15 protein-coding genes are annotated in these 13,078 nt (G+C 50.0%); 9 read left to right on the plus strand and 6 right to left on the minus strand.

Annotated features, from left to right (window positions below; all coding sequences use genetic code 11):
* The first annotated feature begins 3 nt into the window (after positions 1-3).
* The 3 genes from K3G39_RS08990 (at position 4) to K3G39_RS09000 (ending at position 3,453) form a co-directional block, all read left to right on the plus strand.
* Entirely contained in the window at positions 4-999 is a 996-nt protein-coding gene (locus K3G39_RS08990; protein ID WP_220625849.1) for a PorP/SprF family type IX secretion system membrane protein, read from the plus strand.
* Between the two features lie 12 nt (positions 1,000-1,011).
* The gene (locus K3G39_RS08995) at positions 1,012-2,286 is read left to right on the plus strand and encodes an OmpA family protein (protein WP_220625850.1); all 1,275 of its coding nucleotides are present in this window, start codon (positions 1,012-1,014) and stop codon (positions 2,284-2,286) included.
* A gap of 225 nt (positions 2,287-2,511) precedes the next feature.
* On the plus strand, positions 2,512-3,453 hold the full coding sequence (locus tag K3G39_RS09000; protein WP_220625851.1) for a DUF808 domain-containing protein: 942 nt from the start codon (positions 2,512-2,514) through the stop codon (positions 3,451-3,453).
* Positions 3,454-3,456: 3 nt separating this feature from the next.
* Here the strand turns inward: K3G39_RS09000 and K3G39_RS09005 are convergent, their stop codons facing one another.
* Entirely contained in the window at positions 3,457-4,350 is an 894-nt protein-coding gene (locus K3G39_RS09005; RefSeq protein ID WP_220625852.1) for a LysR family transcriptional regulator, read from the minus strand.
* Between the two features lie 101 nt (positions 4,351-4,451).
* Here K3G39_RS09005 and K3G39_RS09010 point away from each other — a divergent pair, with 101 nt between their 5' ends.
* The 5 genes from K3G39_RS09010 to K3G39_RS09030 all read left to right on the plus strand — a co-directional run bounded on the left by K3G39_RS09010 (position 4,452) and on the right by K3G39_RS09030 (position 8,754).
* Positions 4,452-4,709, plus strand: a complete 258-nt coding sequence (locus K3G39_RS09010) for a hypothetical protein (protein ID WP_220625853.1) — start codon at positions 4,452-4,454, stop codon at positions 4,707-4,709.
* 262 nt (positions 4,710-4,971) lie between these two features.
* Positions 4,972-5,538: an RNA polymerase sigma factor gene (locus tag K3G39_RS09015; RefSeq protein ID WP_220625854.1), complete on the plus strand. Its 567-nt coding sequence runs from the start codon at positions 4,972-4,974 to the stop codon at positions 5,536-5,538.
* Positions 5,516-6,742 (plus strand): hypothetical protein, encoded by a 1,227-nt coding sequence (locus K3G39_RS09020; RefSeq protein WP_220625855.1) that lies wholly within the window; start codon positions 5,516-5,518, stop codon positions 6,740-6,742. The genes K3G39_RS09015 and K3G39_RS09020 overlap by 23 nt, the downstream gene beginning before the upstream one ends.
* A gap of 116 nt (positions 6,743-6,858) precedes the next feature.
* Positions 6,859-7,356 carry a CHRD domain-containing protein gene (locus K3G39_RS09025; protein WP_220625856.1) on the plus strand — a complete coding sequence of 166 codons (498 nt, stop codon included), beginning with the start codon at positions 6,859-6,861 and terminating at the stop codon, positions 7,354-7,356.
* A gap of 183 nt (positions 7,357-7,539) precedes the next feature.
* Positions 7,540-8,754, plus strand: a complete 1,215-nt coding sequence (locus tag K3G39_RS09030) for an ATP-binding protein (protein WP_220625857.1) — start codon at positions 7,540-7,542, stop codon at positions 8,752-8,754.
* Positions 8,755-8,893: 139 nt separating this feature from the next.
* Here the strand turns inward: K3G39_RS09030 and K3G39_RS09035 are convergent, their stop codons facing one another.
* Genes K3G39_RS09035 through K3G39_RS09045 form a run of 3 tightly spaced genes read right to left on the minus strand, consistent with a single transcriptional unit; the run spans position 8,894 to position 9,744 of the window.
* Complete coding sequence (locus K3G39_RS09035; protein ID WP_220625858.1) at positions 8,894-9,196, minus strand: hypothetical protein; 303 nt, start codon at positions 9,194-9,196, stop codon at positions 8,894-8,896.
* A gap of 23 nt (positions 9,197-9,219) precedes the next feature.
* The gene (locus tag K3G39_RS09040) at positions 9,220-9,471 is read right to left on the minus strand and encodes a hypothetical protein (RefSeq protein WP_220625859.1); all 252 of its coding nucleotides are present in this window, start codon (positions 9,469-9,471) and stop codon (positions 9,220-9,222) included.
* 33 nt (positions 9,472-9,504) lie between these two features.
* Positions 9,505-9,744: a hypothetical protein gene (locus K3G39_RS09045; RefSeq protein ID WP_220625860.1), complete on the minus strand. Its 240-nt coding sequence runs from the start codon at positions 9,742-9,744 to the stop codon at positions 9,505-9,507.
* A 268-nt stretch (positions 9,745-10,012) separates the two neighbouring features.
* Here K3G39_RS09045 and K3G39_RS09050 point away from each other — a divergent pair, with 268 nt between their 5' ends.
* On the plus strand, positions 10,013-11,782 hold the full coding sequence (locus tag K3G39_RS09050; protein WP_220625861.1) for a T9SS type A sorting domain-containing protein: 1,770 nt from the start codon (positions 10,013-10,015) through the stop codon (positions 11,780-11,782).
* A gap of 40 nt (positions 11,783-11,822) precedes the next feature.
* Here K3G39_RS09050 and K3G39_RS09055 read toward each other — a convergent pair whose 3' ends face one another.
* Together K3G39_RS09055 and K3G39_RS09060 are read right to left on the minus strand one after the other, a co-directional pair.
* On the minus strand, positions 11,823-12,587 hold the full coding sequence (locus K3G39_RS09055) for a class I SAM-dependent methyltransferase (protein ID WP_220625862.1): 765 nt from the start codon (positions 12,585-12,587) through the stop codon (positions 11,823-11,825).
* Positions 12,584-13,042, minus strand: a complete 459-nt coding sequence (locus tag K3G39_RS09060; protein WP_220625863.1) for a hypothetical protein — start codon at positions 13,040-13,042, stop codon at positions 12,584-12,586. The genes K3G39_RS09055 and K3G39_RS09060 overlap by 4 nt, the downstream gene beginning before the upstream one ends.
* Positions 13,043-13,078: the final 36 nt, after the last annotated feature.

Here is a 13,078-nt window from a genome sequence, read left to right on the forward strand (position 1 = left end):
GAAATGAAAAAGTTAATTCTATCCCTATTATTAGTTGCTTCTGTGCTGGGCGCAAAGGCCCAGAACAGAAAGCACATTGCCAACTTCCAGCTGTTTCAGCACTATTACAACCCTTCGCTGACAGGCTATGAGGGCTCCATGCTCAAGGGCTTCCACCGCAACCAGTGGACGGGCTTTGAGGGGGCTCCCAGAACCTACTTTGCCTCGGCCGAGCTGGATCTGGCAGACCTGTCGGGCTGGCAGCAAAACGATGTGCTCAAAACAAAGCAGCTCGATTTTTTTGACCGCCAGGCCGGTGCCCGCCATGCTTTCGGCGTGAGCGTGCTGCAGGATACCTTCGGTCCTTTCTCGGAAAGCCAGGTGCACCTGGGCTATGCTTCCCGCGTGCGGCTATCGGAAAAACTGAGCCTGCGCTGGGGGGGCGCCCTTACCTACAGCGCCCAGCGCCTGGATGGCAACAGCCTGACGGTAGACAACGAAAATGATCCGGAGTTTCAGGGCGTGCTGGGCCAGCGTTTGCGCCAGGGCAAGCTCGACCTGAACCTGGGCTGGACGCTGACGGCCGATAAGTTCTACTTTGGCTATGCCATGCAGGACGTGACCAAAGGCGGTATTGTGTCGGGCGGAGATGAATTTCTGCAGGACCTCTATACCCGCAAGCACCTGCTGCAGGCAGGCTACCGCACGGCCCTCTCTGATCAGTTCGGGCTCGTGGCCAATGCCATGCTGCAATATGATGACCAGCTCAAGGAGAGCGCCGAACTGCAACTCAAGGCTGTGTACCAGAACATGCTCTGGCTTGGGGGCAGCTACCGCCAGGACATGGCCTGGAGCGCCACTGCCGGTTTGCGCCTGGATCAGTTCCGCATCGGTTATGCCTACGAGATTCCGGTGCAGAATGCCCGGCACGTGAGCCGGAGTACCAACGAGATCTCCCTGACCTATAACCTGATCCCGGTGAAGTATCCGAAATACGGAAGACAAGTGACAATCTGGTAAAGCAAAGAGAACATGAAAAAGATCGTATACACCATCGGATTGATGCTGGGGGTGATGGTAACGGGCCAGGCCCAGACCAAACTCCTGGAAACGAATGCTGAAATGGCCGGTGTGGCCCTGGTGGGAGAGGAGATGCTCCTGATCACCAAAAAGGAAGATGGCGGCCAGTACCTCTATACCGCCCGGCGGAATAATCCGGAAGCGGCCGAGCGGGCCCTTGCCCTGAACGCAGGCCAGGTGAACGCTGTGGTGGGCGGTGATCTGGCAGCGGGCGAAGTGTTCATCTACCACAAGTCTGGTCGCAGGGCAGAGAAGATCAGCATCTACCTGTGGCAAAACGGGGAATTTGTGAAGAGCGAGGAACTGCCTGTGCCCCGCCTGCGCAACCACTCCTACAACCTGGGCCTGTTCCTGACCCAGGACCGGCGTCAGCTGTATATTGCCGCCGAACTGGCCGGCTCGCAGGGCTATGATGACCTGTATCGGAGCGAATGGAATGATAATAGCTGGTCTAAACCTGGGAATCTGGGCAGGCAGGTAAATACCAAAGCGGCTGAGTTTGCCCCATTTGTCAGCAACGATTCCCTTTTCTTTTCGCGTCAGCAGGGAGAGACGGCCTATATTTATGGAGCGCCCCTAAAGAACGGGCAGGCGGGCGAGGCGGTGCGGCTGGCAGGTGTGGTCAACGGGAAAGAAGCCTACAACGCCTACTTAAGCAAGAGCAAAGACCAGACAATGTGGGTGAGCGCGACCACGCAGGAGCAGCCACGCTACATTGCCTACCTGTTAGGAGAGCAGCGTACAGAAGTAACAGCAGCCCCAACGCCACCTGCCGAAGCTGTTTCCGTGCCACCTACCGAAGTTGTTTCAGCGCCACCTGTCGAAGTGGCTGCAGAAGCTGTAAAAGCGGAGGTACCACAGCAGACAGAGCTGAAGGAAGTTGCTAGTGCCGAACCTGCAAGAGAAGCATCAATGCGGGTTGCTGCGCCGTCGCTGGTGCTCTACAACGAGTTTAACCGGGTGCACCTGAGCCTGCAGCAACTGGCCGGCTTGTCGCGCTTTTTGCGCCAGCAGCCGGACGGGACCTCCTTTGTCATCAAAGGTTACTCGGATGGCTACGGCGAGCCGGCGGCCAGGCAGCGGGTAAGTGAGCAGCGCGCCCAAAGCGTGAAAAACTATATGCAGCGTTACTTCGCTGGCAAGGGTTTCGAGATAGAGGTAGAAGGGGAGGCGCTGCCCGAAAAAGGCAGAGCCCATCGCAAAACCGAGCTATACCTGGTGCAATAGCAAATACATTGTGTGCCGGAAATAAACGCAGGGGGCTACTTTCAAAGAAGTGGCCTCCTGTTTTTTTATCTGGTCTGTTAGTTTTTTTATAACAAAATAAGCCCTCTGCATCACAATCTAACTTCTTTCCTATAAATTAGGAACCTGCAAAAGACTGCTCTTACACTTATTCCGTACAGAGTAGGCAATACAAATTAAATTATACCTTAAACTAAAGAAAACATAATGGCGACAGGTCTTCTCGCGCTTTTAGATGATGTGGCGGCGCTGGTGAAAGTCAGTGCGGCAACTTTGGATGACGTACCAACGCAGGTGGCAAAAACAACCGGTAAAGTATCCGGTATCGTGATCGACGATACAGCCGTGACACCCAAGTATGTGGTAGGTCTCGATCCGAAACGCGAACTCTCCATCATCTTCCAGATCGCCAAAAAGTCAATAATTAACAAAGCCGTCTTTCTGGGGCCTGCTGCGCTGGTGCTCGGCTACTTTGCGCCTGCTGTTATACCTTACATCCTCATGGTGGGTGGTGCCTACCTGTGCTTTGAGGGCTATGAGAAAGTACACTCGACGTTTAGCAAAACCCACGAACCTACCGATGAGCCAACAGAGGAAATGAAGGTGATCACACCGGCAGAACTGGAAAAAGAACGGGTGGGTAGTGCCGTGCGGACAGACTTTATCCTTTCGGCTGAGATCATGGCCATTGCCTACGCCACGGTGGCCGATAGCCCTCTGTTGAACCAGATCGTGGTGTTGATGGCTGTGGCGATCTTTATTACCGTTGCCGTGTACGGCTTTGTGGCCCTGATCGTGAAAGCAGACGACATTGGGGTGCACATGGCGCAGGATAAATTTCACCCGACCACCCAGAAGATCGGACGCGGCATTGTGAAATCCATGCCAAAATTCCTGGTGATACTGGGCTATGTGGGCACGGCCGCGATGCTATGGGTAGGAGCCGAGATTATTGCGCATGGCTTGCCGTTTATGCACCACCCGATGGAGATACTGGACAGCTTATTCCCCGATATACCGGTGCTTGGCTGGCTGGTAAAGGTGCTGGCCTTGGCTTTGGGTGGTTTACTGCTCGGCGCTGTCATCGCGCAGGTGATCAACTTAGGCAAGAAGCTATTCATGAAACCTGCCGAAAAGGTAGCACATTAATACCTAAATCCCATTTGCAGTATACCTGACAGCGGTTTCAGACACCAGTTTCAGGATGTTTTTGAGCACCGGGCTGTTGTCGTATTTCCGCCAGGTTACATAGAGATTCGTTTGGTAGGGCAGGGTGATGAAACGCACGTTGGGCAAAGCGCTGAACGAGTAGGAGTAAGGCAGAATCGTCACTCCCAGGCCTTTGGACACCAGCCCCAGTATCATGCCCCCAAAGTCGGTTTCGATGCGCACGTCCGGTATGAAGCGTTGGTCTTCGAAGATCTGGCGAAGGCCTGCGGTATAGAACGTCGTTTGAGCCAGGTTCGACAAAATGAACTTGTCGTTTTGCAGGTCGTGCATGCCTGTGAAGTTCTGCTCAGTGAGGCGGTGGTTTTGAGGTACAACCAGCGCATAAGGCTCCGAGTAAAGGCACTCCGACTGCAGGGCCGGATTTTCGGCGGGGTCGCGCCGGAAGGCCATGTCCATCTGGTAGTTGAGCAGCAACTGCTCAAAGCTGATGTCGGTTGGCTCTACCAAATCCACTTTTAGCTCCGGCAGCGCTTTGGAGATGCTCGTGATCAGATCCGGCATGAAACCATAAGCAATGGAACCCGGATAACCGATCCTGACCGTGCCGAATGCTCCCTCGTGAATTTTGCGAGCCTGCAAATGCACCCGGTTTATCTCATCAAGCAGCGGCAGCCACTGATCGCGCAGAAAGATGCCTGCCTCGGTCAGTTTCACGCTTCGCTTGTTTCGCTCGAACAGCAGTACACCCAATTCGTTTTCGAGGGCTTTTATCTGCCGGCTGAGAGCAGACTGTGTGATGAACATGCGCTCGGCCGTGTTCCAGAAGTGCAGTTCCTGGGCGAGTGCCAGGAAATATTTTATCTGCTGTAGCTCCATTCGCTGTGATTCGTTTTTTGCATTAGTCAAGCGAATAAAAGCATTTTTAAGTCCATTTTCACCTGTTTACTTTGCAATTATCATTTAATGTGAATTAAACTATGGTCCTACTACGCAAATACATAGGAGAGGCAGTCGGTTGGGGAGGTGCTTTGTTTTCGCTTGCGGCCTTCAGCCTGAACAGCATGGGGCTCACACACGGCCAGTCGGTAGAATATCTGGGGATGAACATCATCGGGTGTTTGCTCCTGATCTTTTACGGTTTGTCCAAGAAAGCGCACGCCAGCTATGTGTTAAATGGCATCTTTCTGGTTGTTGCTGTCATCGCGCTGGCCAGGGCCTACTTCCTACAGGTATAGCCTGCTGATTTTTGAGATAGAACTATCCAATTCCGATAGAACACATGATCCCTGCAACTGAAAAGCTGCAGGGATTTTTTTGCCATAGGTATAGCTCCGGCTACTTTGCCAGCTCTGACTTCAGTTGCTGCTTTGTTTTCGTTTATCTGTTGATTAACAGGTGTTTGTAAACGTAAAACAGAGGTATGGCTGATGGTTTTTTTCAATCCTGAGGCAACCCTTTTAAGTTTTAGTCCGTGATGGGAGCGCAAATTCTGGAACAGTGAGCAAAACAGAAGGCAAAGTATTGGACGTGCTGCTCAGCCAGTGTCTGAAACAGGACCGCGGGGCGCAGAGAGAGCTGTACCGGCTCTTTTTCGGCTACGCTATGAGTATATGCATCCGCTACTCTCAGAATGCCGAAGAAGCGAAGGATGTGCTGAACGACGGGTTTATGAAGGTGTTCACAAAGCTAAAGCAGTATCATCCGCCCAAACCTTTCAAGGGATGGGTACGGCGGATCATGATCAACACCGCTTTAGATAACTACCGGCACAACCTGAAGAATTATCACCTGCAGGACATTGGAGCAGGGGAGCCGGCAACCGAACCGTTTAATGTGGAGCAGCAGCTTAATTACGAGTACCTGATCTCGCTTGTACAGCAACTATCGCCTGCCTACCGGGCAGTTTTTAACCTGTATGCGATAGACGGCTATACCCACGAAGAGATAGCGGAAACGCTGGGTATAGCAGTGGGTACGTCGAAGTCAAACTTGGCCAAAGCGAGGGCAAATTTGCGGGAGGCATTACAAAGAAGCAAGATCGATGAGCACAAACAATATGTCTGACGAGGAGCTGGACCGCCTGTTCAGAAAATCAGCCGGGCAGCACGAGCCTCCCTTCGATGAAGAAGCATGGAAGGCAATGAAACGAAAGCTGGACGGGGCGCAGGGCGGATGGGTAGGTATAAAACGCTTTGTACCTATCGTGCTGCTGGCTTTGCTGGTGACGGTAGGCGTTGTTTGGAAAGGCTCTGAAAAAGAGGCGCCACTTCAGGAAAGTGCTGCTATACCTGTAAAAAAAGCATGGAAGCAAGACCCGGAACGTGCTGCTATACCTGATCAGGCCAACGATCATCCCTCCTTGCCCGAACCTGATTCGCCCGCTGCGCTATACCCTGCTGTGCAGCCAGGTTCCGGTGCAGAAGTCCGCATGGCAGGAAAAACTGCCGGGGAGCGTCGTGCTATACCTGCGTCCCATACTATACCTGGCAGTGTTATATCTGTTGGCCGTGCCGTAACACCAGAGGAGCCTCTGCAAACAGTAGCGACAGCCATACCTACTGCACTGCATTCAACAACAGGTATAGCCCGGCAAGTAGTGGCGCTGCCTATACCTGAAACGACGCCTATACCTGCCGACAGCAGCCAGGCTGAGGAGCGGGGAGAGCGGGTGTTCCTGCGCAGTGTCAGGGTGACGCTGGTTGCGGCGCCGGATATCACCACGGTGCGCTTCAAAGATCGGGATGCAGTGAGTGCCAATGCGGGTGTGTTGTTCAGTGTGCCCCTCACCAGGAGGCTGAGCCTGGTGTCGGGTGCAGTGTGGGCAAACAAACTATACCAGGCCACGCCCGCAGACTACAAGCCCTCCCCGGATTACTGGGATGGCAAACATCAGCCGGATGTTATCGTGGCGCAATGCAGGGTGCTGGATATACCTGTCAACCTGCAGTACCAGGTGCTGGGCTGGGGCAAGCACATGCTTACGGTGCAGGCAGGACTATCCAGCTACCTGATGCTGAACGAAGCATATACCTATACCTACCACTACAACGGAAGAGAACCCTACAGCAAAACCCGGGAGTTTTCGAACGAAAACAGGCACTGGTTCGGAATACAGAATTTGTCTGTAGGCTATACCCGTCAACTGTCTCCTGCCATTACCATCGGAGCAGAGCCTTTCGTCAAGATACCGCTAGCAAGTATTGGCGAAGGGCGCGTGAAGCTCACCAGCGCGGGAGTGTTTTTTACAGCCGGCTTTACTTTTAAATAGCACCATCAACTTCTTGCAAGCGTTTAACACACCACGATATGACACAACTGCGGCTGCGTCAGGAAGAATCTCTATGCTTTTAACTTTTGAATCACTTCACTTTAAATTTAAGGAAGATGAAAACTTATCGAATCAATTTTGGAATACTGCTTGGCGCACTGCTGAGCCTCTCATTTATGCTAACCGCCTGTGATGACGATGATGACAACACCACGATACCTGACGCTGAAATTGTGACCCTCAACCAAGTAGCGCTAACCGGTGCAAATGAGGTACCGGCTGTGAGTACGCAGGCGACCGGTACCTTCCGGGGTACCTACAACATGGATACCAACGTGATGACCTATACCATCAATTTTCAGGGTATTACGCCAATTGCCATGCACTTTCATAAGGGCGCAGTAGGTGTATCCGGACCGGTTACGGTGCCGATTAACCCCGGTAACAGCAATGACCCTTACTCCAGCACAAACCCTTTTTCAAGTCCAATGACAAGATCCACTTCTCCGCTCACAGATGCGCAGGAAGCCGAGTTGCTGGCAGGAGAGTGGTACATTAACATACACAGCAGCCAGTACCCTGATGGAGAAATCCGGGGTCAGGTTACCCGCTAAGCCTATGGCAGGTTGCCTGGCTGTTCTGCTCACTGGCAGCCGGGCAACTTTGTCAGTGTATCTAAACAAGGGGTATATTTTCAGGAAATTTTTATTTTTTGTATATTTTTGATTAAGTTTAATATACAATGAAAACAAGATTACAGATCGCATGACAATGCGATCCTGAAAATGCCCTCTCAAATGATTGAAACCCAAGACGAGCTGTTACGTGACCTGGAAGCCATCAGGCAGATTCCAATCGTACCTACCATGCTCGAAGTTATTTGCCAAACCACCGGAATGGGTTTTGCGGCCGTCGCTCGTGTAACAGAAGACAGATGGCTGGCATGCAGCGTGCGCGACGAAGTGAACTTTGGCCTGGAAGCAGGCGGAGAACTACAACTTGAAACAACCCTTTGCAACGAGATAAGGGATCACCGGAACCCGATCGTGATCGATAATGTGGCGGAAGACGCACAGTACTGTGGCCACCATACCCCCCGAATTTACGGACTGCAGAGTTACATTTCTATACCTATTATCCTCAAAAACGGTGACTTCTTCGGCACACTTTGCGCCATCGATTCCAAACCGGCTTCAGTGAACAATCCGAAGGTGATCAACACATTTAAAATGTTTGCCGAATTGCTGGCCTTTCACCTGCAGAGCATGGACTTGCTGGAGCGCAGTCATCAGATCAACGCCGTGCTGCAGCAGGAAAACAAAGGTCTGGCCAGTGCCAATTTCGACCTCGACAACTTTGTGTATACCGCTTCGCACGATTTGAAATCGCCGGTGGCCAACATTGCAGGACTGATAGAAGAGCTTTCGGATTCTGTTTCCAGAGAAACTTTAGACCGGGCAGAGATCAAAAAGATCACTGATTTGATGAAGTCATCACTCAAGCGTTTCTCCATTACCATCCGGGACCTGACCACCCTGGTGGAAATTGACAAGGTAAGTGCCGAGGAAAAGTCAGAGGAACTCGACCTGCAGGAGATAGTGGAAGTTGTAAAACAGGATCTGCAGAGTCTGATTCTGAAGTCAGGTGCGCAGCTTGACGTGAGTGCCGCAGACAGCAAAATTGTTGGCTTCTCTAGAAAGAACTTCAAGAGCATATTGAGCAACCTGATCAGCAACGCCATTAAATACCGTTCACCTGAAAGAGCCCCGAAAATCACGATTAAGCTGGAAAAGCTTGATGGCAAGTCCTACCTGTCGGTGCAGGACAACGGACTAGGTATACCAGCCGGTAAGGAGAACAGTGTGTTTAAAATGTTCAGGCGCTTCCACAACCACGTAGAAGGCAGTGGCATTGGCCTTTACATCGTGAAAAGAATGGTAGACAATGTGCAGGGAGAAATTATGGTGAACAGTGTGCTGCATGAGGGTACCACCTTCACGATCATATTTTAAGAAAATCCCTTCATAATTCCACAGCAGTCAAATTTTATGATTGCCATTTTGCGATTAAAGATTTGGTCACGCAACGGTTTGATATGACCGAGTTGTTAATGATGGGAGCAGGTTTGTTATTTGCCCTATGAAATGCAGCTTAGCTACGCTCCACCACGATATACCTGGCCGAGAAACCGTTTTGCTTGTAGAGTAATTGAAGTGCAGTAATAAGCGAGGCTATACCTGTCGCTTTCGTTTGCTGACCGCCAAGCGGCCGAAGGTAGTTTAGGAACCCGTTTCCCGGCATGCGCTTGACAATACGCCGCGCATCAGACTCTTCTACTTCTGTCAGCGCTTTGGCGAGCACCACCTGACGCATGTAAGGCAGTGCTGACTTCATGCTTCGGTAATCCGAGAAGGCGTACAGGCGACAGTAAGAGTTGAGCTTGACAGAGTTCACGCGTCAAAAATAGCGTATAAAACTTACCAGCACATCATATCCACCAGGTTGATTTTATTTGTGTAGGGCTCCAGGGCACGTTTGGTGGCCAGTCCCCTGATCAGCCCGATGATCTGTGTTTCGGGGTTACTCCATACTTCCGCAAAGAAGTCGCCCATATCATACAACTGAATGCGGTAGCCACGCCGGCCCCGCTCAGCCAGAAAAGTCCCTTGCGCCCAAATCATCTCTAATCTGCCGGCCAGTGTGTGGGTGTTAAAAAAACTGAGACTCATGCTGTGGTAAGGTATGCGGGTGAAAAAGCTGTATTAATCGCTGCAGGGCTCATCAGGGTTATCGAAATCCCAATATACTTCGATGGTAGCAGGCTTACTCAGATAGGCAGGTATAGGTGTATAGATGATCAGTTCCCAACCGGCTTTCTGCATGTCTTCCCGATGCAGTCGTCTCGCCTGCCACATCAATCGCTCATGAATTTCCTGCCCGATCGGCCGGTGACTCCCTACATACGGGCTGCCCTCCTCAAATTTGAATGTGGTTGTATGCATAAACTACAATTTTTACAGCTGTATCTTATACTACGTAAGTTGTTATGATTTGAGGTGCAGATTTTGAAAAGATTTATCTGGTGGGGAGAAGGCAGACAGTTTGAGATAGACAATTCATGATTAAGAGTTAGTCCCTCAACAAAGATCAGAAGTGAAATATAAGGGTTGTCTTTAATTATAACAATTATATATATAAAACGTAATAAGATGCACGCGACTTATTTTACATACAGCGAAATCCTCTAACACCAATAAAGGAAATCACCCTATGATTAGATTTTTAATCCTATGCATATGCCTTATTGGTGCTTACCCTTCATTTGCTCAATTCAGTTCAACTACGCTTTTAAGCCAAATCCCCATTACTGTTAATACAGGTGAGAAGCCTCAGTCTAAAATTTGGGCTCATGGAGGCAAATTTTGGACGGTACTTCCTGATAATAACGGGACACATGTGTGGAGACTGGATGGCTCGATCTGGCAGAATATCCTGACAATTTCAGACAAAACGACCTCCAAAGTGGATTGTAAGGTCATGGGTAATGTTACGCATGTACTATTGTTTCACGAATCTACTGCAGCAGAGAATGAAGCTTTTTTTGATATAGTTACATTAGAGTATGCATTCGAAAACGAAATTTATTTGAGCCATAATGTAGCTTCTGACTTATCACTTGGTCAAATAGTTGAGACGGCTACTATTGATGTAGATGGCAGAGATAGAATGTGGCTGGCATATACAAGGTCAGGTAAAGTAATAGTAAGGTGGAGTGATCCTCCGTTTAACAATTGGAGTAACGATATTAATCTGGCGGGTGGATTAAAAGGCGATGACATTTGTGTAGTTGTTACCCTACCAGGGGAAATAGGAGTATTCTGGTCAAATCAGAATACGAAGAAATTTGGTTTCATTACACACGAGGATGGAGACCTCCCCAATGCCTGGTCGGAAATTGAAGAAGTGATTCATGCAACCACCGGAGACATAGCAGGAGGCCTGGCTGATGACCACATGAATTTGGCAGTGGCAAGTGATGGGACGCTATATTGTGCCATAAAAACAAGCTATCAGCATAGCAGTCAGCCTCTTTTGGGGCTCTTTGTGAGGCGCACAACAGGAATTTGGGATAATCTATATGAAGTTTCAAAAACAGGTACCAGACCAATCGTTATTCTTAATGAATTAGAAGACAAGATTTGGGTCATTTACACGGATCAAGAAAGTGGTGGCAACATTATCTATAGAGAGTCTTCTATTGATAACATCAACTTCGAAGATGATGGGCAACCAGTAAATGAATCTAACGAGCAAACAACTGATCGAGAGCATATCTTAATATCAGGAAGATACAACAACGTGACCAGTACCAAGGACAATTTTACCAATGAAATCGTCATCATGGCGTCTAGTCACAGTAGTAGCGCAGGACAACCGTATGCAGTCAGCGTCTTAGCAACCTCCGAAACCATTCCGCTCCCGGTTGAGCTGATCAGCTTCACAGCCAGACTAGATGCCGATAATGCAGTATTGGTGTGGAAAACGGCTTCAGAACAGAATAGTGACTATTTCAGTGTGGAGTCGAGTACAGATGGCCGTAATTTTACTCCGATCGGTAAAGTGGCCGGCAATGGGACCACACAGTTGCAAAGACACTATACCTTCACAGACAGGAATATTTCCAGGTATAAAGCGGAAGGAATCTACTACAGACTCAGGCAAGTGGACTACAATGGTGAGTTTGAGTTTAGCCCGATCAGGCATGTAAGTGCGCCCGGCCTCCCGGATGTTGTAACGCTCAAGGCCTTCCCAAGCCCTTTTGACAATTACCTGCAGGTGCAGATCACCTCTAAGGAAGAGCAACCAGGCTCCATCTTACTTTACAACGCCCAAGGGCGAATTATCCTATCTCAGGAAGCAGCTTTGAAAAGAGGTATAAACACTATTCCATTGACAGAGCTAGACCTGGCAAGTGGTATTTACTTTTTGAAATTAACTACTGCTGATCAGCAACAATCACTGAAACTTATCAGCAAGTAATCTCTTTGAGCGTAATTATGCCAGAGAACCTAGTTAACTATCAACCACCCGTCTCTTCCACCTTCTCAAACAGCATGAAATGCTGTATCGGTAGAAAATCCTCTTGGCGTTGAAGACGGAAGCCATTTGCCTCCAGCTCTTTTTTGATCTGTTCTGCCGTCATTTTGTGCAGCTCTTTGATTCTGATATCGGGGTCTTCGGCCTTGTACTCGAGCAGCAGGAGTTTGCCATTTGGTTTTAAGGCCTGATGTATAGATCTGAGAATCTCTTTTGGAAAGGTCAGCTCGTGGTACACGTCCACCATCAGGGCAATATCAATTGCTTGGGCTGGCAGGTTCACCCGCAGACTGTCACTCTTTACCACGCTTACATGAGTAGCCCCCTCTTTATCACGGCGAGACTCGAGTGTCTTGATGAACCGATCCTGCACTTCCACCGCGTATACCTTGCCATCGGGTACCTTCGGTGCTAGCTGGAAGGTATAGAAACCGGTGCCTGCTCCAATATCGGCCACTACACTGGCGGGCTGCAGGTTCATATTTTCAATTGTACGGGGAGAGTTTTCTTCTTCTTGTCGTGTGTCGCGGTCCAGCCAGTTGCCGCCGGTAGCCGTCATAATAGCAGCAATTTCCCGGCCCATGTATACCTTGCCTGTACCTCCTGACGAAGGTTTCTTATAGGTATAGCCATCCTGCGTAGTTGCTGCTGGCTGTTGGGCCTGGCAAGCATGGCAGCCACTCAGGCACAATGCTGTCAGCAATGCAAACAGGTAAGCAGAGCCGGGAAAGCGCGTGCGGTTTGTCATATCGTATATTTTTCCAGGCGCTGGGTCAGGTCGTCAATCAGCTGCTCGGTCCACTTTTCGGCCACGAGTTCATAGTCCGCATTATCCCAGCTTTGCAGGTATTTCTTCTCCAGCCATACATTGTCCTGGTTCGGGCCGATGGTGTAAACGGTACGGTCCAGCTTAAAAAGCAGGTCTTTGGTCAGATCGAAGTTATCGGCGCCTACCCGCTGAAAACCTTCCAGCCGCAAGCGCAGCCCCATCTGGTTGACGTTTCCCTTGTCCAGGCTGATCTCAGTGGTGGCATCAGTGCCTGGTTCGCGCGTCCAGGTGTCTACCAGTTTCTCAAGTTTGAAATCGTGAAAGAGCGGGACAACATCCGCCAGGTGCTGGTGGATATGCTGTGCCAGTTCAGGCAGCACAGATTCGTAAAGCTTATGTAAAGCCTGTTTGTCTTTGATTGGGTAGTCTTGCATGGTAAAAGGGTATTCTGTCCTTTATATACGGGCGGC

The organism is Pontibacter sp. HSC-14F20 (assembly GCF_019599265.1).
GTDB lineage: Bacteria > Bacteroidota > Bacteroidia > Cytophagales > Hymenobacteraceae > Pontibacter.

Bases quoted from the DNA above. Each gene is read 5' to 3' on its own strand.
- K3G39_RS09050 (WP_220625861.1), top strand. From the start codon at position 10,013: ATGATTAGATTTTTAATCCTATGCATATGCCTTATTGGTGCTTACCCT.
- K3G39_RS08995 (WP_220625850.1), top strand. From the start codon at position 1,012: ATGAAAAAGATCGTATACACCATCGGATTGATGCTGGGGGTGATGGTA.
- K3G39_RS09020 (WP_220625855.1), top strand. From the start codon at position 5,516: ATGAGCACAAACAATATGTCTGACGAGGAGCTGGACCGCCTGTTCAGA.
- K3G39_RS09010 (WP_220625853.1), top strand. From the start codon at position 4,452: ATGGTCCTACTACGCAAATACATAGGAGAGGCAGTCGGTTGGGGAGGT.
- K3G39_RS09060 (WP_220625863.1), bottom strand. From the start codon at position 13,042: ATGCAAGACTACCCAATCAAAGACAAACAGGCTTTACATAAGCTTTAC.
- K3G39_RS09045 (WP_220625860.1), bottom strand. From the start codon at position 9,744: ATGCATACAACCACATTCAAATTTGAGGAGGGCAGCCCGTATGTAGGG.
- K3G39_RS08990 (WP_220625849.1), top strand. From the start codon at position 4: ATGAAAAAGTTAATTCTATCCCTATTATTAGTTGCTTCTGTGCTGGGC.
- K3G39_RS09030 (WP_220625857.1), top strand. From the start codon at position 7,540: ATGATTGAAACCCAAGACGAGCTGTTACGTGACCTGGAAGCCATCAGG.
- K3G39_RS09055 (WP_220625862.1), bottom strand. From the start codon at position 12,587: ATGACAAACCGCACGCGCTTTCCCGGCTCTGCTTACCTGTTTGCATTG.
- K3G39_RS09000 (WP_220625851.1), top strand. From the start codon at position 2,512: ATGGCGACAGGTCTTCTCGCGCTTTTAGATGATGTGGCGGCGCTGGTG.
- K3G39_RS09005 (WP_220625852.1), bottom strand. From the start codon at position 4,350: ATGGAGCTACAGCAGATAAAATATTTCCTGGCACTCGCCCAGGAACTG.
- K3G39_RS09025 (WP_220625856.1), top strand. From the start codon at position 6,859: ATGAAAACTTATCGAATCAATTTTGGAATACTGCTTGGCGCACTGCTG.
- K3G39_RS09040 (WP_220625859.1), bottom strand. From the start codon at position 9,471: ATGAGTCTCAGTTTTTTTAACACCCACACACTGGCCGGCAGATTAGAG.